The sequence below is a fragment of the Streptomyces sp. NPDC058470 genome (genome assembly GCF_042721055.1).
GTDB lineage: Bacteria > Actinomycetota > Actinomycetes > Streptomycetales > Streptomycetaceae > Streptomyces.
Genome location: NZ_JBHXMF010000039.1, coordinates 45,017 through 61,475 on the forward strand (window position 1 = coordinate 45,017; position 16,459 = coordinate 61,475).

A 16,459-nucleotide genomic window follows, 5' to 3' on the forward strand; every position below is an offset into this window, starting at 1 on the left:
ATGGGCGCCGGTCACGCTCACAAGCTCTACCGGCGCGGCCACTCGCCCGTGCACGCCCTGCCGCCGCACACCAAACTCGCGGCCACCTTCGCCTTCGTGATCGTGGTCGTCTCCACCCCGCGCGAGGCGATGTGGGCGTTCGCGCTGTACGCCGTCCTCCTCGCGGTCGTCGCGTACCAGGCCCGCGTCCCCGCCTCCTTCCTGCTGAACCGGCTGCTCATCGAGGTCCCGTTCGTCGCCTTCGCGGTGCTCATGCCGTTCGTCGCGGAGGGCGAGCGGGTCGACGTCCTCGGCATGTCGTTGAGCGTGAACGGGCTGTGGGGCGCCTGGAACGTCCTCGCCAAGGGCACCCTCGGCGTCGCCGCCTCCGTACTCCTCGCCTCCACCACCGAACTGCGCGAGCTCCTCCTCGGCCTGCAACGCCTGAAGCTCCCGCCGCTGCTCGTACAGATCGCGTCCTTCATGATCCGGTACGGCGATGTCATCGCGGACGAGATGCGGCGGATGCGGATCGCGCGGGAGTCGCGCGGGTTCGAGGCGAGCGGCATCAAACACTGGGGGGTGCTCGCGAAGTCCGCGGGTGCCCTGTTCATCCGCTCCTACGAGCGCGGCGAGCGCGTGCACCTCGCCATGGTGAGCCGGGGGTACGCCGGTTCGATGCCGATCATCGACGAGGTGACCGCGTCCCGGGCGCAGTGGTCGTGCGCCCTCGCCCTTCCGCTCGCCGCGCTCGTGGTGTGTCTGCTGGGATGGACCTTGTGATGACCCCCTCTCTCCAAGTCGCCGGACTGGCCTTCGCCTACCCCGACGGCCACCAGGCCCTCTTCGGCATCGACTTCACCGTCGCGCGCGGTGAGCGTGTCGCGCTGCTCGGCCCGAACGGCGCCGGAAAAACCACCCTCGTACTGCATCTCAACGGCATCCTGAACGGCGGCGCCGGGACCGTGACGGTGGCCGGACTCCCCGTCGGCAAGCAGCACATGGCGGAGATCCGGCGCAAGGTCGGCATCGTCTTCCAGGACCCGGACGACCAGTTGTTCATGCCGAGCGTGCGCGAGGACGTCGCCTTCGGTCCTGCCGCGGCCGGGATGAAGGGCGCCGAGCTGGAGGAGCGGGTCCGCACCGCCCTTGCGCAGGTCGGTATGGCGGACTTCGCCGACCGCCCGCCCCACCACCTCTCCTTCGGGCAGCGGCGCCGGGTCGCCGTGGCGACCGTACTGGCGATGGAGCCGGAGATCCTCGTCCTCGACGAGCCGTCCTCCAACCTCGACCCCGCCTCGCGGCGCGAACTCGCCGACATCCTGCGGTCGTTGGACGTGACCGTCCTCATGGTCACGCACGACCTGCCGTACGCCCTCGAACTGTGCCCCCGCGCCCTCATCCTCAGCGACGGCGTGATCGCGGCCGACGGCAGGACCGGCGAACTGCTCGCCGACGACGAGCTGATGCGCACCCACCGTCTGGAGCTGCCCTTCGGCTTCGACCCGCGCTCCGTGACGATGGGCGCGTGACCGAGAGCGAGGACGACGGGCGCGTGACCGAGAGCAAGGACGACGGGCGCGTGACCGAGGACAAGGTCGCGAAACCCCGCTGAGCTGCGGCCGCCCCTCCTTGCTACCCCCCGGTAACAAGATGCTCGTGCCGCTCGATAACGTGTGCGCGATGCAATCGCCCGCTCCTGCGCCGCCCGCCCCGGGGGAGGTCCCGCCATGATCGACGGCACCACTGTCGACACCCGCCCGACAAAGATCATGTACGTCGCCGAGGCCACCGCGCACGGCGGCCGGGACGGCTACGTCACCAGCCAGGACGGCCAGCTCGAACTGAAGGTCGCGATGCCGCCGGCGCTCGGCGGGGACGGCAACGGCACGAACCCGGAGCAACTGTTCGCGGCCGGTTACAGCTCCTGCTTCCACAACGCGCTGGTCATGGTGGGCCGCCGCTCCGGCTTCGACCTCTCCGGCTCCACGGTCGCCGCGAAGGTCGGCATCGGCCCCAACAAACTGCGCGGGTACGGCCTCGCGGTCGCCCTGAGCGTCTCGCTCCCCGTCGTCGACCAGGACCTCGCGGCCAAGCTGGTGGACGAGGCCCACGAGGTCTGCCCGTACTCCAACGCCACCCGCGGCAACATCGAGGTCACGATCCTGCTCGGCTAGGAATCGCGGGCTCTGCATGTGTGTTGCACGCAGTGTTGGCAGTCGGGTGGCGACAGGGAGTGCGGACGTGGACGTGAACGGCACAGTGGCCGAGGGCTTCGAGCCGGTCAGGGAGGTGTTCGCGGCGAACTTCGACGCGCTCGGGGACCGGGGCGCCGCCGTCGCTGTGTACCGCGACGGGCACAAGGTCGTCGACCTGTGGGGCGGCACACGTGACGTCGACACCGACGTGCCCTGGGAGCGGGGCACCGCGCAGATCGTGCGCTCCGCGACCAAGGGCGTGGCCGCCGCCGTACTCCTCATGCTGGCCGAGCGCGGTCGGCTGGACCTCGACGCTCCGGTCGGCGCGTACTGGCCGGAGTTCAAGGCACGGGGCAAGGAGCGGACACTCGTACGCCATGTCCTCGCGCACCGGGCCGGCGTGCCCGTCCTCGACCACCCGCTGACACCGGCCGAGGCGGCGGATCCCGATCTCGGGGCCGCGGCGGTGGCCGCGCAGACACCCCTGTGGGAGCCGGGCACCGACCACGGATACCACGCACACACGTACAGCTGGCTGACCGGCGAAGTGGTACGGCGGGTGACCGGGCGCTCGATCGGTGACTGGATCGCCGACGAGATCGCCGGACCGCTGGGACTGGACCTGTGGGTCGGGCTGCCGGACGCGGTGGCGGCGCGGGTCGGCCGGGTCGGGCAGGTCGAGGGACCGCCGGCGGCGGGCGGTCTGCACACCCGGCCCAAGCGGTCGGTCTCCGAGGCGTACGCGGATTCCGCGTCGCTGACGCGCCGCGCGTTTGCCGCGATCACCCCGCCGGCGGACGAGAACGATGCCGCGTACCGGGCGGCCGTCCTGCCCGCCTCCAACGGGATCGCCACGGCGGAGGGCCTCGCCCGCTTCTATGCCTCGCTGATCGGGGAGGTGGACGGCGTGCGGCTGTTCTCCCCGGCCACCGTCTCGGCGGCCCGCGCGGAACAGTCCGCCGGACCTGACCGTGTCCTGGTCGTCAACACCCGTTTCGGGCACGGGTACATGCTGCACGGCACCGCGTCCCCACTGCTGTCCGCGGGCTCCTTCGGGCACCCCGGCCGGGGCGGCGCACTCGGCTTCGCGGACCCCGAGTCGGGGATCGCCTTCGGGTATGTGACGAACGGCTTCCGCAAGAGCGTGACGGCGGATGCGCGGGCGCAGGCGTTGGTGGGGGCGGTGCGGGGGGTTGTGGGGCGCTGAACCCCGGGGCTGGTGAGCCTGGCCGGTGCGCTCACCAGCGTTGGCCCGGGCCGCAGCCGACCTGAGTCAGCCGGTCCCTTCGACGTACGACGCCAGGTTGGCCAGCGAGGAGGCGATCCCGGTCTCGTGTGCTTCTTGGTCGATGCCGGGCGGCACATCCGTGGCGGTGACGGTCACCTCGGTCCCGTCACCGGCGGCAGCCAGCTGCCAGGTCATCGTCATGGTGCCCGCGTACGACGGGTCGTCGGCCTCGAACACCGCCCGCTGCACCACGCGCTCCGGTGGCACCAGGTCGGCGAACCCGACATCGACGACATCCGTCGCGTCCGAAGTCTTGCCGGGGCTGTCGGTGGCGTCGAGGTAGGTGAGGACCATCCGGAACCCGCCACCGGGCCGGGGATCCCACCGCTCGACCCGTCCGCGCATGCCGTCCGGCGGCAACCAGGCCTCCAGGGACTCCCGGTCGAGGAGAGCGCCGTAGACGGTCGCCGGTGACGCGGCGATCACCCGGCTGGCGCGGTCGGTCCTGTCCATGGCCCGAGTCTAGAACCGCTGTCCATGCTCTCCCCGCTGTCTATGCTCTTCCCACGAAGAACGGGGCGGGAGAGAGACCTTGATTCAGAAGGTGCGCAGTTGGCTCGGCGGTGGTCGCCAGACACCGAGGGAGGTTCCGCCGGACAACGGATCGACCCGGTACGTGGAACAGCTGGCCAAGCGGATGATCAAGCTCGTCACGTCCCGCGAAGGGGTGCCCGGCAATCTGCCCGAGATACGCGCCATCGGGCAGCGCCTGCACGACCGCAGCGGCACGGACCGCATGCGGGACCTGCTCTTCGAGGTGGGCGAGACCCATGGCCGCCCGGATCTGGAACCCACGATCGCGCGGGCATGGGACGGCGTCGGCGACTGGCGGAGCTGACCCGGATCTTCCTGCATGTCCCCCTGCATGCGACTCACCCCGTGTGCAGCATCAGCCCGATCCCCACCACCAGGAGCCCCGCCGCCGCGATCCGGGGCGCCCCGAACCGTTCCTTGAAGAAGATCGCGCCGATGGCCGCGCCGACGATGATCGAGGACTCGCGCAGAGCGGCGATGGGCGCCAGTTCGGCGCGGGTCTGGGCCCAGAGGACCAGCCCGTACGCCGCGACGGAGAGGGCCGCGCCGAGCAGGCCGAGGGCGGCGAACGGGCGTAGGACGGTGATGAGTTCGCCGCGCCAGCGGTACGCCGCGTACACCGGGATCACGAAGCCCTCGATGGCCATCAGATAGGCGATGTACCCGAGCGAGGAACCGGAGGCGCGTACGCCCAGGCCGTCCACGACGGTGTACGCGGCTATCGACACCCCTGTCGCCAACGCCGCGCCGATCGCCGCCCAGTTGGGGCGATGCCCCCGCAGCCCCCACAGCGCGACGCCGGTCAGCCCCGCGCAGGACAGCGCGATCCCCGCCGCCGCCCACCCGTTGGGCACCTCGTGCGCGAAGACCGCCGCCAGTCCGGTGACGATGAGGGGAGCGGTACCCCGGGCTATCGGATAGGCCTGTCCGAAGTCGCCGAGCCGGAAGGAGCGCATCAGCAGGACGTAGTACGCGATGTGGATCACGGCCGACGCGATCAGATACGGCCACGCCCCGGACGCGGGCACCGGCGTGAACGGCGTCATGGCCAGCCCGATCAGCATGCCGCCGCCCGCGATGAGCGTGAAGCCGACCAGCTTGTCGGTGATGCGATGCGCGATCGCGTTCCAGCAGGCGTGGGTGACCGCGGCGAACAGGACGGCCGCGGTGACCAGCGGGGTCACGGGGTCTGCTCGCGCACGTCCACCAGTGTGCCGCCCGCGTGGGTGATCAGGGTCTTGGGGTCCATCGGGAAGACCGCGTACGGGGTGCCCGCGGCGGCCCACACCGTTTCGTGGTCGAGCAGCGAACGGTCCGCCAAGACACGGGTCTTGGAACGGTGTCCGAAGGGCGGTACGCCGCCGATGGCGTACCCCGTCGTCTCCCGCACCAGGTCCACCTTCGCCCGGGTCACCTTCTCGGCGCCCAACTCCCGCCGTACGAGCTCGACATCGACTCGGGAGGCGCCGTCCATGAGGACGAGTACGGGCACCCCGTCCGCCGCGAAGATCAGCGACTTGCAGATCTGGCTCAGCTCGCAGCCGATCGCGGCGGCGGCCTCGGCGGCGGTGCGGGTCGCGTCCGGGAAGCGCCGGACCTGGGGGATGAGGTCGCCGAGGCCCAGGTCGCGCAGGGCCTCGGCGAAGCGGGGGCTCGCGGCGTTCTCGTCTGGTGCGGTCATGAAAGGCACCGTAGTGGTGGGTGTACGGGGCATGCGAGCGAGTTCCGGTGGGTGGGCCGGGGGTGGTGCCGACGCCGGGGTGGGTGCGCAGCCCAGCGCTTACGGGGTGCCGCTTCTTTGGGACAGGCGCCGCCCCAGCGGCACGATTGCCCGCAGCTGGAGCGAGCTAGGGCGGCACGATTGCCCGCAGCTGGAGCGAGCTAGGGCGGCACGATTGCCCGCAGCCAAGACAGGCGGCTAGCTTCCCGCCTTCAGCAACGCCGCCACGATCGGCCCCGCCGTGTCGCCGCCGTGGCCGCCCTGCTGGACGACGCCCGCGGCTGCCAAGTCGCCCTTGTATGCCGTGAACCAGCCGTTCGGCTTGTCCTGGCCGTCGACCTCGGCCGAGCCGGTCTTCGCGCCGTAGTCGGGGCCGAGGCCGGACATCGCCTCGGCGGCGGTGCCGGACGAGGCGGTGTACTGCATGAGTTCGCGGAGCTGGGAGAGGGTGTCGGCGGACAGGGTGCGGGAGGCCGTGGCGAGCTTGCGGTTGTCCACGGTCGGGGCCACCAGGTACGGCTGGTGGAAGGTGCCCGTCTTGACCGTGGCGGCGACCGACGCCATGTTCAGCGGGTTCATGCGGACGCCGCCCTGGCCGATCAGCGAGGCCGCCATCTGCGCCTCCGACTGCACGGGCACCGCGCCGTCGAAGGACGGGACGCCGATGGCCCAGTTGTCCATGCCGAGGCCGAACGCCTGCTGGGCCTGCTTGGTGAGGCTGTCGTCCTCCAGCTCGGGGGCCTGGCTGATGAAGGCGGTGTTGCAGGAGCGCGCGAAGCTCGCCTTGAACGTGCCGTTCTTGATCTCGAAGTCGTCGTCGTTGTGGAACTTCCAGTTGCCGTACGTGAAGGTCTTGGGGCACGGGTGCGGTTCGTCCGCCGAGGCGAGGCCCTCGTCGATGAGCAGCGACGCCGTGATGACCTTCATCGTGGAACCGGGGGCGAGGGAGCCCTGGAAGGCGGTGTTGAAGCCGTGGCTCTGGTTGGCGACCGCGAGGATCTCGCCCGTCGAGGCGTTCAGCAGGACCACCGACGACTTGGCCTTCTTGGCCACTTCCTCCTCGGCGGCGGCCTGGAGGGTGGGGCTGAGCGTCGTCTTCACGGTCCCCGGCGTGCCCTCGCTGAGCGTCAGCAGCGTCTTGTCGGGGGTCTTCTCCTCGCCCTCCGCCGCGGCCTTGCGGATCACCTGGAGTTCGACGCCCGCCTTGCCTCCGGCCGTCTTGCCGTACTTCTCGCGCAGTCCGTCGAGCACCGTGCCCAGGGACGGGTACTTGGCCGTCGTCAGCTCGCCGCCGTGCTTGTCGAGGGCCTTGACCGGGGGCGTGCCGGCCTCGCCGGTGACCAGCTTGTCGCCGTCCTGGAGGTCCGGGTGGACGACGGACGGCTGCCAGCTCACCAGCGGAACACCGTCCTTGGCCCGTCGGACGACCGTCAGCTTCGACTCGTACGACAGCGGCTTACTCGTGTCCTCGTACGTGACCGTGCCCTTGACGGTGAACGGGACGACGGCTCCCGACCGGGTGCCGCTCGTCAGCGTCACGTCGGTGATGTGCGCGTCCTTGGTGTAGCCGGTCAGCAGGGTCTTCGCGGCCGCCGCGTCGTCGGTGGCGGCGGACGCCGTCGTGACGTCGCCGCTCTGCCAGGCGGTGAGGAACTTCGTGGCCGCGGCGGTCACTTCGGTGGCGGACAGCGGGCCGGTCTTGACGGCCTTCTCGTCGGTGGTCGTCGACGACGGCCTGCCCTCGGCCGCCGCGTCACCGCCGTACAGGCTGTAGGCGCCGAAAGCCCCGCCCGCGACGACCACGGCGATCACCCCGCCGAGGACGGCGGGCTTCGTCTTCTTCTTGGTCCTGCCCTCGGCGACGCGTCTTCTGTTGCCCACAGCTAAATGTCCTCCGCTGGTTCCCCTGGTGCCCCCGTGCCCACATGCTCCTCAACGAGAGGCACCACCCTAGGGTCCCGCCCTGTGAGGAGTGACTTCAGCCACCGCTTCGTAGCACAGCTGCGACGATCGGACCGGCCGCGTCGCCTCCGTGGCCGCCTCCCTGGACCAGCGCGGCGGCCGAGACGTCGTTCCGGTAGCCGGTGAACCAGCTGTCGGAGACGGCCTTGCCGTCGATCTCGGCGGAGCCGGTCTTGGCGCCGATGCTGCCGCCGAGTCCCGCCATGGCCTTGGCGGCAGTGCCGCTGACGGCGGTGGCGTTCATCATAGAGCGGAGCTGCGACACCGTGTTCGACGGCAGCCCCTTGGCGGTGGCCAGTTGGCGGCCGTCGAGCTCGGGGGAGACGACGACCGGCTGCCGGAAGGTGCCGGTGATGGCGGTCGCCGTCACCGAGGCGAGGTTCAGCGGGTTCAGCTGGACCTGGCCCTGGCCGATCGCGTTCGCCGCGCGGTCCGGGCCGCCGGAGGCGGGGACGCTGCCGTCGAAGGACGCGATGCCGGTCTTCCAGTTGTCCTGGCCCAGACCGAACCGGGTCTGTGCCTCGGTCGTCAGCGACTCGTCCGTCAGCGGGTTCGCGTCGGTGCCGTCGATGAGATTGATGAAGGCGGTGTTGCAGGACCGCATGAAGCTGTTGGCGAGGCTGGCGTTCTCGTTGGGCGCCATGCCCGTGAGGTTCTTGAAGGTCTGGCTCTGCCAGACGGCGGTCGACGTGCAGGGCGCCGGGCCGTTCATCGAGGTCACGCCGTTGTCGATGAACATCGCCGCGGTGATGATCTTCATCGTGGAGCCGGGCGCCACCTTGCCGAGGAACGCCGCGTTGAAGCCGTCGTCGCGGTTGTTGGCGACCGCGAGCACCTCACCGGTGCTCGGCTTCACGGCGACCACGGACGAGTTGTCGTAGTCCTTGACCGCCTTCTCGGCCGCCGCCTGCGCGTTCGCGCTGAGCGTCGTGTGCAGCTTGCCCGGCTCGCCCTTGGCGAGGGTCAGGAGCGTGGTGTCGCCCGCGGTCTCGTCCGTGTGCCGGATCGCCAGCTCGACGCCCGCCGTGCCGCCCGCGGACTCGCCGTACTTGCCGCGCAGTTCGTCCAGGATCGGTCCGAGCGACGGGTACTTCTCCGCGGTCAGGACAACGTTGTTCCGGTCCACGGCCTCGATCGGCGGGTCCGCCGCCTCGCCCGTGACGAATGTGTCGCCCTTCTCCAGCTCGGGATGGATGACCGACGGCTGCCAGTCGACCAGTGCCTTCCCGGTGGTGAGCCCGCGTACGACGGTCAGTTCCGAGTCGTACGAGAGTGGCTTGCTCTTCCCGTCGAACGACACCGTCGCTTTCACCGAGAACGGCAAGGACGCACCGGACGGTGTGCCCGGCGTGATCTGCACCTCGGTGATATGTCCGGCGGCGCCGTAGCTTTCCAGCACCGGCTCCGCGTCCGCGTCGTTGTTCGTCAGCGCCGCCGCCGTGACCGCGTCGCCCTCTTCCCAGGCCGCGAAGAACTTGGCCGACGCGTCCTTGACCTCGTCGGCGCTCGGCGGCCCGGTCTTCACCGGCGCGGGCCCGGACGACCCACTGGTCCCCGCGTCCCCGCTGATCGCGGTCACCACGTTGTACGCGCCGTATCCGGCACCCCCCACCATCACCGCGAACACACTGCCGACGATGGCGGCCTTTGCCCCCTTGCGCATCGCGCGATCCCCTCCCCGTGGACCCTCCCCGAACTTCTGAACGCGTTCAGAAAAGGTCTTCTCTTCGCACTCTATGCGGGGGGAGTGACATGTGGGGGTGAAGTTTCACGATTGGCCCTAGACCCAGGTGTCCAGCCACATCCGCGACCGCCACTGGTCGATGGGGATGGCCTGCCCCGTGTAGATCGGCCAGAAGTAGATGAAGTTCCAGGCGATCAGGAGGACCAGGACACCTGCGGCGGTGGCGCCGATGACGCGGCGGCGTTCGGTGGAGCCAGGTGGGCCGATGATGGCGCCGATCATCATGGCGACGGCCAGGCAGAGGAAGGGCACGAAGACGACGGCGTAGAAGAAGAAGATCGTGCGCTCCTGGTACATGAACCAGGGGAGGTAGCCGGCCGCGATGGCGCAAGCGATCGCGCCCGCGCGCCAGTCACGGCGGAAGGCCCAGCGCCACAGGACGTAGAGGATCGCGAAGCAGGCCGCCCACCACAGGAGCGGGGTGCCCAGCGCCAGCACCTCGCGGGCGCACTTGTCGCCCGCGTCCGTGGGGCAGCCGTCCTGGCCGGGGGCCGGGGACTCGTAGAAGTAGGAGACCGGGCGGCCCAGGACGATCCAGCTCCACGGGTTCGACTGGTAGGGGTGCGGGGACGAGAGGCCGACGTGGAACTCGTACACCTGGTTCTCGTAGTGCCACAGGCTGCGCAGCCAGTCGGGCAGCCAGGTGAAGTTGCCGCCCTTGCCGTCGGTCACGGCCCAGTTGCGGAAGTAGCCGCCCTTGCCGTTGTCCGGGGAGAGGATCCAGCCGGTCCAGGAGACCAGGTAGGTGGCGATCACGACCGGGACTGTGGCCAGGAACGTGATGCCCGTGTCGTGCTTCAGGACCGCGATGTACGGGTGGCGGGCACCGGCGACGCGGCGCGCGGCGACGTCCCAGAGGAGGGCCATCACGAGGAACGCGGCCAGGAAGTAGAGGGCGTTCCACTTGGTGCCGAGGGCCAGGCCCAGCATGAGGCCGGCCGCCCAGCGCCAGGGGCGCCAGCCGAGACGGGTGGTCTCGGCGACATGAGCGTCGGGGCGTACGAAACCGTCCTCGTCCGGCGGGAGCGCGGCCGCCAGTCGGGCGCGGGATCTGTCGCGGTCGACGACCAGGCAGCCGAAGGCGGCGAGGATGAAGAACATGAGCACGCCGTCGAGCAGCGCGGTGCGGCTCATCACGAACTGCAGGCCGTCGACCGCCATCAGCGTGCCGGCCAGACAGCCGAGGAAGGTCGAGCGGAACAGGCGGCGCCCGATCCGGCACAGCAGCAGCACCGACAGCGTGCCGAGCACCGCCGTCATGAAGCGCCAGCCGAAAGGGTTGAACCCGAACATCCATTCGCCGAGCCCGATGACGTACTTGCCGACCGGCGGGTGCACGACATATGCGGCGTCGGTCGGGATCCGGACGTTGCCGTCACCCTGGAGGATCAGGGTGTTGGCGTCCTTGGCCCAGTTGACCTCGAAGCCGCGGTTGAACAGCGCCCAGGCGTCCTTGGCGTAGTACGTCTCGTCGAATATCACCGCCCTGGGACTGCCCAGGTTCCAGAACCGCATCAGCCCGGCGACCAGCGTCACCAGGAGCGGTCCCACCCACGCCGACCAGCGCGTGAGGCGCTCGGCGAGCTCGTGGCGCAGCCCGATCGTGGCCCAGATACGGGGGCTGGGCTCGGCGTACGGCGGCACCAGCCGGTCGCGTACGTCGATGGTCGGCCCTGCCGTGTATCCGAAGCGGCGCAGCCGCTGCTGCCACGACGGCCGCTGGTCTTCGGCGGCCCGGCCCTGTCGGGTGTCCGTGGAGGACGCGGTACTGGTCACCGCGCCATCGTAGGGAACCCTTCTGTGGGAGTCCCGCGCCCGGGCCCTTCCGGCCGGATGAGGTTCTCCCGCCGGTGCCCTGCGAGGATGGGGCCGTGACAGGAATCCTCGTGTTGGCAGGCACCCCCATCGGCGACATCTCGGACGCGCCGCCCCGGCTCGCCCAGGAGCTGGCCGGGGCCGATGTCGTCGCCGCCGAGGACACCCGGCGGCTGCGGCGGCTCACCCAGGCGCTGGGCGTACAGGTCGGCGGGCGCGTGGTCTCGTACTTCGAGGGCAACGAAGCGGCCCGGACGCCCGAGCTGGTCGAGGCGCTGGTCGGCGGGGCGCGGGTGGTGCTGGTGACCGACGCCGGGATGCCGTCCGTGTCGGACCCCGGCTACCGGCTGGTCGCGGCCGCCGTCGAGAAGGACATCAAGGTCACCGCCGTACCGGGCCCGTCCGCCGTGCTCACCGCGCTCGCGCTGTCGGGGCTGCCCGTCGACCGCTTCTGCTTCGAGGGCTTCCTGCCGCGGAAGGCGGGCGAACGGCTGTCCCGGCTGCGCGAAGTCGCCGACGAGCGCCGGACGTTGGTCTATTTCGAGGCACCGCACCGACTGGACGACACCCTCGCCGCGATGGCCGAGGTCTTCGGCACCGGGCGCCGGGCCGCCGTCTGTCGCGAGCTGACGAAGACGTACGAGGAAGTCAAGCGCGGCCCGCTGGGCGAGCTCGCCACCTGGGCCGCCGAGGGCGTACGCGGTGAGATCACCGTTGTCGTCGAGGGCGCCCCCGAGAAGACCGAGCAGCTGGACGCCGCCGAACTGGTGCGCAGGGTCCAGGTGCGCGAAGAGGCGGGGGAGCGGCGCAAGGAGGCGATCGCGGTGGTGGCGGAGGAGGCCGGGCTTCCGAAGAGGGAGGTCTTCGACGCGGTGGTCGCGGCGAAGAACGCGGCCCGGAGCGGTACCTCGTAGGTCCGGAGCGGCACCTCGTACCTCGTAGGTCCGGAGCGGTACCTCGTACCTCGTAGGTCCGGAGCGGTACCTCGTCGGTCCCGTGGGCACCACCGGAAACGCTCCGGAAGAGCCCGCTCCGCAGGCCGCCGGCAGCACGCTGCGAGCACTGCCCCATAGGCGGGCAAAGGGCTACTGTTGAAGGCAAAGCACAGGCCCCCCACCAGGAGCGTTGTGGCAAGGAAAGGCCAAGACGGCTCCAACACTCGACAGGTCTCATGCACTCGCGCCGGGAGAAGCGTCCACTGATTGAAGGGACGCACCGTCCCTCCGCCTCCGCCAGCCGGAGGCGCTTGTCCAGCGGACAGAGGAGCTGGCATGAATGAGATCGCAGGACAGACCGGTCCCCGCAGCGCAGCGGCCACCGCCGTCGTCAACGAGTCGTATTCCTTCGCCTGCATGCGCTGTGGGCACGGGTGGGAGCAGTCGTACGAGATTGAGCACCACCGCGACGCCGAAGGCGCCGAGTTCGTGATGTACGTCGCGGACGGCCGCGTCGTGCCGTCGCCGCTGAGCCGCCCCACCTGCCTGAACTGCGACAACCACGTGGTGCGCATCATGCGCGCCGGCCAGGTGTCCTCCGTCCAGGAGTCCCTCCAGCGCCTCCAGCAGCGGACCCAGTCGGGGCGCAAGCTCGAGGCGGCGCGTGACGAGACCCTCGGGGAGACCGGGGAAGCGTCCAAGGAAACGCACCACTGGCACCTCTCGGATCTGCTGCACCCCTTCGCGCACCGCAAGGCCGGCTGACCCGGCGCCCCTGGCAGGGAATCAGGGTGAGAACGGGCATGCCCCTTTCGTAGAATCGGGGTATGCCCTCCCGGACGACCGAAGCCCCGCCCCTCCCCGTGCCGCTGCGCGTGCCCGTAGCCGACTCGCACACCCACCTCGACATGCAGTCCGGCACGGTGGACGAGGGCCTCGCCAAGGCCGCGTCGGTCGGGGTGACGACCGTCGTCCAGGTCGGCTGCGACGTGAAGGGCTCGCGCTGGGCGGCCGAGACGGCTGCCGCGTACGCCGCCGTCCACGCCACGGTCGCGCTGCACCCGAACGAAGCGCCCCGCATCGTGCACGGCGACCCCGACGGCTGGTCCCGGCAGGGCGAGCGGGCGCCGGGCGGTGCCGCCGCTCTGGACGAGGCGCTCGCCGAGATAGACCGGCTGGCCGCCCTGCCGCAGGTCAAGGGCGTCGGCGAGACAGGGCTCGACCACTTCCGCACCGGCCCCGAGGGCAAGGACGCCCAGGAGCGGTCCTTCCGGGCCCACATCGAGATCGCCAAACGGCACGGCAAGGCCCTGGTCATCCACGACCGCGACGCCCACGCCGATGTGCTGCGCATCCTCAAGGAGGAGGGCGCCCCCGAGCGGACCGTCTTCCACTGCTACTCCGGTGACGCCGCGATGGCCGAGGTGTGCGCCCGCGCCGGCTACTTCATGTCCTTCGCCGGCAACATGACCTTCAAGAACGCCCAGCCGCTGCGCGACGCGCTCGCCATGGCGCCGCTGGAGCTCGTCCTGGTGGAGACCGACGCGCCCTTCCTGACCCCCGCGCCGTACCGCGGACGGCCTAACGCGCCGTATCTCATTCCGGTCACGGTGCGCGCCATGGCCGCGGTGCGGGGCATCGACGAGGACGTGCTCGCGACCTCGATCTCCGCGAACACCGCCCGTGCGTTTGATTACTGACGAATAACACTTCCGGGGGTTCTTCCGGGCCCTACCTCAGGGCAGTGTCGCGACACTGCGTAGCTGCCTTGCTTTGGAGAGTGACGACCGCTCCGCTAGGTTCTGATCGCCCGATCCGGACTCTCCTGGAGCGTGTCGTCGTGAGCAACTCGCAGTACGAGACGTACGGAACCGCAGGAACTACAGGAACCGCAGGAACCGCAGGAACCACAGGGACGCCGTACGAGCCGCCGTACGGACGTGATGGCGGCGGCTACGAGGACATGTACGCGCCCGCCTACGGGGCGTACACCCCCGTGGCCGACCTCCCCACCGAGCCCCGGCTGCCCCGGCAGGTCGCCCCGCGGCCCGGCGGACGTGCCGAGGCCCGGCGCGCGGCCCGGCACAAGAGCACCGGCGAGCGCCCCGACTCCCTGCGGCGGCTGCTCCCGCAGGCGCTGGTGGTCGCGTTCCTGGCCGGCGGCACCTCCGCCTTCGTCGCCAACGACAAGGCGATCGAGCTCACCGTCGACGGGAAGCCGCGCACGCTGCACACCTTCGCGGACGACGTCACCGAACTGCTCGCCGACGAGGGCGTCGACGTAGGGGCGCACGACGTGGTCGCGCCCGCCCCCGGCACGGCGCTCGCGACCGGCGACGAGGTCGCCGTGCACTACGGCCGCCCCGTGCACCTCACCCTCGACGGGCAACGGCGCCAGGTGTGGACGACGGCACACACGGTGGACGGGGCGCTCCGGCAGCTCGGGGTGCGCGCGGAAGGGGCGTACGTGTCGACCTCGCGCTCCCAGCGGATCGGCCGGGCCGGGCTGACCCTCCACGTCCGCACCGAGCGCACCGTGACGATCATGGCGGACGGGCGGGCGCGGACGATCCGTACGAACGCGGCGAGCGTGCGCGAGGCCCTCGACCAGGCCGGGATCACACTCCGCGGGCAGGACACCACCTCCGTCGCGCCCGGCAGCTTCCCCCGCGACGGGCAGACCGTCACCGTCATGCGGGTCACCGGGACCAAGGAGGTCCGCGAGGAGTCGATTCCGTTCGCCGTGGAGCGGACCCGGGATCCCTCGCTGTTCCGGGGCACCGAGGTGGTCGAGCGGGCCGGGCAGCCGGGGGCCCGGCGGGTCACGTATCTCCTGCGGACCGTCAACGGCGTCAAGCAGAAGCCGCGGCTGGTCGGTTCCGAGGTGGTGCGGGAGCCGCGGGCGCAGTTGGTGAGGGTCGGTACGAAGCCGATGCCCACGTCCGTCGGCGGGGCAGATCACCTGAACTGGTCCGGGCTTGCGGCCTGTGAGTCCGGCGGGCGGCCCGGGGCGGTCGATCCCTCCGGTACGTATGGAGGGCTCTACCAGTTCGACACCCGGACCTGGCAGGGCCTCGGCGGCGCGGGACGGCCCCAGGACGCCCCCGCGGCGGAACAGACCTTCCGCGCGAAGAAGCTGTACGTACGGCGGGGGGCCAGTCCTTGGCCGCATTGTGGGGCGCGGTTGGGTGGGTGAGGGTGGTTTTTCGCCCCCGCCGCCCCTACCCGGTCCTTGTTCCTGGGGGCTCTGCCCCCAGACACCCGTTCGCGCTGAACGCGCTCGTCCTCAAACGCCGGACGGGCTGGAAATCTCCAGCCCGTACCCTTGGTCCGTGACCAGCCCCACCCCCGACGCCCTCCTGGGCCCCGCCGAGATCCGCGAACTCGCGGAAGCCCTCGGCGTGCGGCCCACCAAGCAGCGCGGCCAGAACTTCGTGATCGACGCGAACACGGTGCGCCGCATCGTCCGCACCGCCGGCGTCCGCCCCGACGACGTGGTCGTCGAGGTGGGCCCAGGGCTCGGCTCGCTGACCCTCGCGCTGCTGGAAGCCGCGGACAGGGTCATCGCCGTGGAGATCGACGACGTACTCGCCGGAGCGCTCCCCGCGACCATCGCCGCGCGCATGCCGGACCGCGCCGGCCGCTTCTCTCTCGTGCACGCCGACGCGATGCAGGTACGGGAGCTCCCCGGCCCCGCCCCCACCGCACTCGTGGCGAACCTGCCGTACAACGTCGCCGTTCCCGTACTGCTGCACATGCTCGACACCTTCCCGACCATCGAGCGCACGCTGGTGATGGTGCAGGCCGAGGTCGCCGACCGGCTCGCGGCCCCGCCCGGCTCGAAGGTGTACGGCGTCCCGTCGGTGAAGGCCAACTGGCATGCGGACGTGAAGCGCGCGGGTTCCATCGGGCGCAACGTCTTCTGGCCCGCGCCGAACGTCGACAGCGGGCTGGTGTCGCTCACCAGGCGCACCGAACCTGTCAGGACCACGGCCACGAAGCGTGAGGTGTTCGCGGTGGTGGACGCCGCGTTCGCGCAGCGGCGCAAGACGCTGCGCGCCGCCCTCGCCGGGTGGGCGGGTTCTGCCGGTGCCGCCGAGACCGCGCTCGTCGCGGCCGGTGTCTCCCCGCAGGCCCGCGGCGAGTCGTTGACCGTCGAGGAGTTCGCCCGTATCGCCGAGAACCGTGCCGCCGAGAACCGTGTCGGCGAGAACCGTGCTGGCGAAGACCGTGTCGGCGAGAACCGTGCTGGCGAAGACCGTGTCGGCGAGAACCGTGCTGGCG

16 protein-coding genes are annotated in these 16,459 nt (G+C 70.8%); 10 read left to right on the forward strand and 6 right to left on the reverse strand.

Translation table 11 applies throughout. From position 1 onward, the window contains the following. The 4 genes from cbiQ to ACFWP7_RS26850 all read left to right on the forward strand — a co-directional run bounded on the left by cbiQ (position 1) and on the right by ACFWP7_RS26850 (position 3,384). A complete protein-coding gene (cbiQ, locus tag ACFWP7_RS26835; protein WP_384385860.1) occupies positions 1 to 762 on the forward strand; it encodes a cobalt ECF transporter T component CbiQ in 762 nt (253 codons plus the stop codon). Then, positions 762 to 1,511, forward strand: coding sequence for an energy-coupling factor ABC transporter ATP-binding protein (locus ACFWP7_RS26840; RefSeq protein WP_384385863.1), 750 nt, complete (start codon positions 762 to 764; stop codon positions 1,509 to 1,511). The genes cbiQ and ACFWP7_RS26840 overlap by 1 nt, the downstream gene beginning before the upstream one ends. Before the next feature lie 198 nt (positions 1,512 to 1,709). Next, the gene (locus tag ACFWP7_RS26845) at positions 1,710 to 2,156 is read left to right on the forward strand and encodes an organic hydroperoxide resistance protein (protein WP_384385866.1); all 447 of its coding nucleotides are present in this window, start codon (positions 1,710 to 1,712) and stop codon (positions 2,154 to 2,156) included. A 67-nt stretch (positions 2,157 to 2,223) separates the two neighbouring features. Beyond that, positions 2,224 to 3,384, forward strand: a complete 1,161-nt coding sequence (locus ACFWP7_RS26850; RefSeq protein ID WP_384385868.1) for a serine hydrolase domain-containing protein — start codon at positions 2,224 to 2,226, stop codon at positions 3,382 to 3,384. A 66-nt stretch (positions 3,385 to 3,450) separates the two neighbouring features. On the opposite strand, the gene ACFWP7_RS26855 is transcribed toward ACFWP7_RS26850, so the two are convergent. Next, a complete protein-coding gene (locus ACFWP7_RS26855; protein WP_365431821.1) occupies positions 3,451 to 3,918 on the reverse strand; it encodes an SRPBCC family protein in 468 nt (155 codons plus the stop codon). Between the two features lie 79 nt (positions 3,919 to 3,997). Between ACFWP7_RS26855 and ACFWP7_RS26860 the strand changes: the two genes are divergently transcribed. Continuing rightward, positions 3,998 to 4,303: a hypothetical protein gene (locus ACFWP7_RS26860; protein WP_384385871.1), complete on the forward strand. Its 306-nt coding sequence runs from the start codon at positions 3,998 to 4,000 to the stop codon at positions 4,301 to 4,303. A gap of 34 nt (positions 4,304 to 4,337) precedes the next feature. On the opposite strand, the gene ACFWP7_RS26865 is transcribed toward ACFWP7_RS26860, so the two are convergent. The 5 genes from ACFWP7_RS26865 to ACFWP7_RS26885 all read right to left on the reverse strand — a co-directional run bounded on the left by ACFWP7_RS26865 (position 4,338) and on the right by ACFWP7_RS26885 (position 11,201). After that, a complete protein-coding gene (locus tag ACFWP7_RS26865) occupies positions 4,338 to 5,183 on the reverse strand; it encodes an EamA family transporter (RefSeq protein ID WP_384385874.1) in 846 nt (281 codons plus the stop codon). Next, positions 5,180 to 5,713, reverse strand: coding sequence for a YbaK/EbsC family protein (locus tag ACFWP7_RS26870; RefSeq protein WP_384385877.1), 534 nt, complete (start codon positions 5,711 to 5,713; stop codon positions 5,180 to 5,182). The genes ACFWP7_RS26865 and ACFWP7_RS26870 overlap by 4 nt, the downstream gene beginning before the upstream one ends. A gap of 204 nt (positions 5,714 to 5,917) precedes the next feature. Continuing rightward, a complete protein-coding gene (locus tag ACFWP7_RS26875; RefSeq protein ID WP_384385880.1) occupies positions 5,918 to 7,600 on the reverse strand; it encodes a penicillin-binding transpeptidase domain-containing protein in 1,683 nt (560 codons plus the stop codon). A 97-nt stretch (positions 7,601 to 7,697) separates the two neighbouring features. After that, entirely contained in the window at positions 7,698 to 9,344 is a 1,647-nt protein-coding gene (locus ACFWP7_RS26880) for a penicillin-binding transpeptidase domain-containing protein (RefSeq protein ID WP_384385883.1), read from the reverse strand. 117 nt (positions 9,345 to 9,461) lie between these two features. Next, entirely contained in the window at positions 9,462 to 11,201 is a 1,740-nt protein-coding gene (locus ACFWP7_RS26885; protein ID WP_384385886.1) for a dolichyl-phosphate-mannose--protein mannosyltransferase, read from the reverse strand. A 95-nt stretch (positions 11,202 to 11,296) separates the two neighbouring features. Here ACFWP7_RS26885 and rsmI point away from each other — a divergent pair, with 95 nt between their 5' ends. The 5 genes from rsmI to rsmA form a co-directional block, all read left to right on the forward strand. Beyond that, positions 11,297 to 12,154 carry a 16S rRNA (cytidine(1402)-2'-O)-methyltransferase gene (gene rsmI / locus ACFWP7_RS26890; RefSeq protein WP_384385888.1) on the forward strand — a complete coding sequence of 286 codons (858 nt, stop codon included), beginning with the start codon at positions 11,297 to 11,299 and terminating at the stop codon, positions 12,152 to 12,154. Between the two features lie 357 nt (positions 12,155 to 12,511). Continuing rightward, the gene (locus ACFWP7_RS26895; RefSeq protein ID WP_384385891.1) at positions 12,512 to 12,940 is read left to right on the forward strand and encodes a hypothetical protein; all 429 of its coding nucleotides are present in this window, start codon (positions 12,512 to 12,514) and stop codon (positions 12,938 to 12,940) included. Between the two features lie 62 nt (positions 12,941 to 13,002). Further along, positions 13,003 to 13,875 (forward strand): TatD family hydrolase, encoded by an 873-nt coding sequence (locus ACFWP7_RS26900; protein ID WP_384385894.1) that lies wholly within the window; start codon positions 13,003 to 13,005, stop codon positions 13,873 to 13,875. Between the two features lie 140 nt (positions 13,876 to 14,015). Further along, complete coding sequence (locus ACFWP7_RS26905; RefSeq protein WP_384385897.1) at positions 14,016 to 15,371, forward strand: ubiquitin-like domain-containing protein; 1,356 nt, start codon at positions 14,016 to 14,018, stop codon at positions 15,369 to 15,371. A 136-nt stretch (positions 15,372 to 15,507) separates the two neighbouring features. Continuing rightward, on the forward strand, positions 15,508 to 16,459 hold a 952-nt coding region (gene rsmA, locus ACFWP7_RS26910), incomplete at its 3' end, for a 16S rRNA (adenine(1518)-N(6)/adenine(1519)-N(6))-dimethyltransferase RsmA (RefSeq protein ID WP_384385900.1).

Excerpts from the sequence above, each read along its gene's own strand:
- ACFWP7_RS26845 (WP_384385866.1), top strand. The coding sequence starts at position 1,710 with ATGATCGACGGCACCACTGTCGACACCCGCCCGACAAAGATCATGTAC.
- ACFWP7_RS26900 (WP_384385894.1), top strand. The coding sequence starts at position 13,003 with ATGCCCTCCCGGACGACCGAAGCCCCGCCCCTCCCCGTGCCGCTGCGC.
- ACFWP7_RS26855 (WP_365431821.1), bottom strand. The coding sequence starts at position 3,918 with ATGGACAGGACCGACCGCGCCAGCCGGGTGATCGCCGCGTCACCGGCG.
- ACFWP7_RS26880 (WP_384385883.1), bottom strand. The coding sequence starts at position 9,344 with ATGCGCAAGGGGGCAAAGGCCGCCATCGTCGGCAGTGTGTTCGCGGTG.
- ACFWP7_RS26870 (WP_384385877.1), bottom strand. The coding sequence starts at position 5,713 with ATGCCCCGTACACCCACCACTACGGTGCCTTTCATGACCGCACCAGAC.
- ACFWP7_RS26840 (WP_384385863.1), top strand. The coding sequence starts at position 762 with ATGACCCCCTCTCTCCAAGTCGCCGGACTGGCCTTCGCCTACCCCGAC.
- ACFWP7_RS26895 (WP_384385891.1), top strand. The coding sequence starts at position 12,512 with ATGAATGAGATCGCAGGACAGACCGGTCCCCGCAGCGCAGCGGCCACC.
- cbiQ (WP_384385860.1), top strand. The coding sequence starts at position 1 with ATGGGCGCCGGTCACGCTCACAAGCTCTACCGGCGCGGCCACTCGCCC.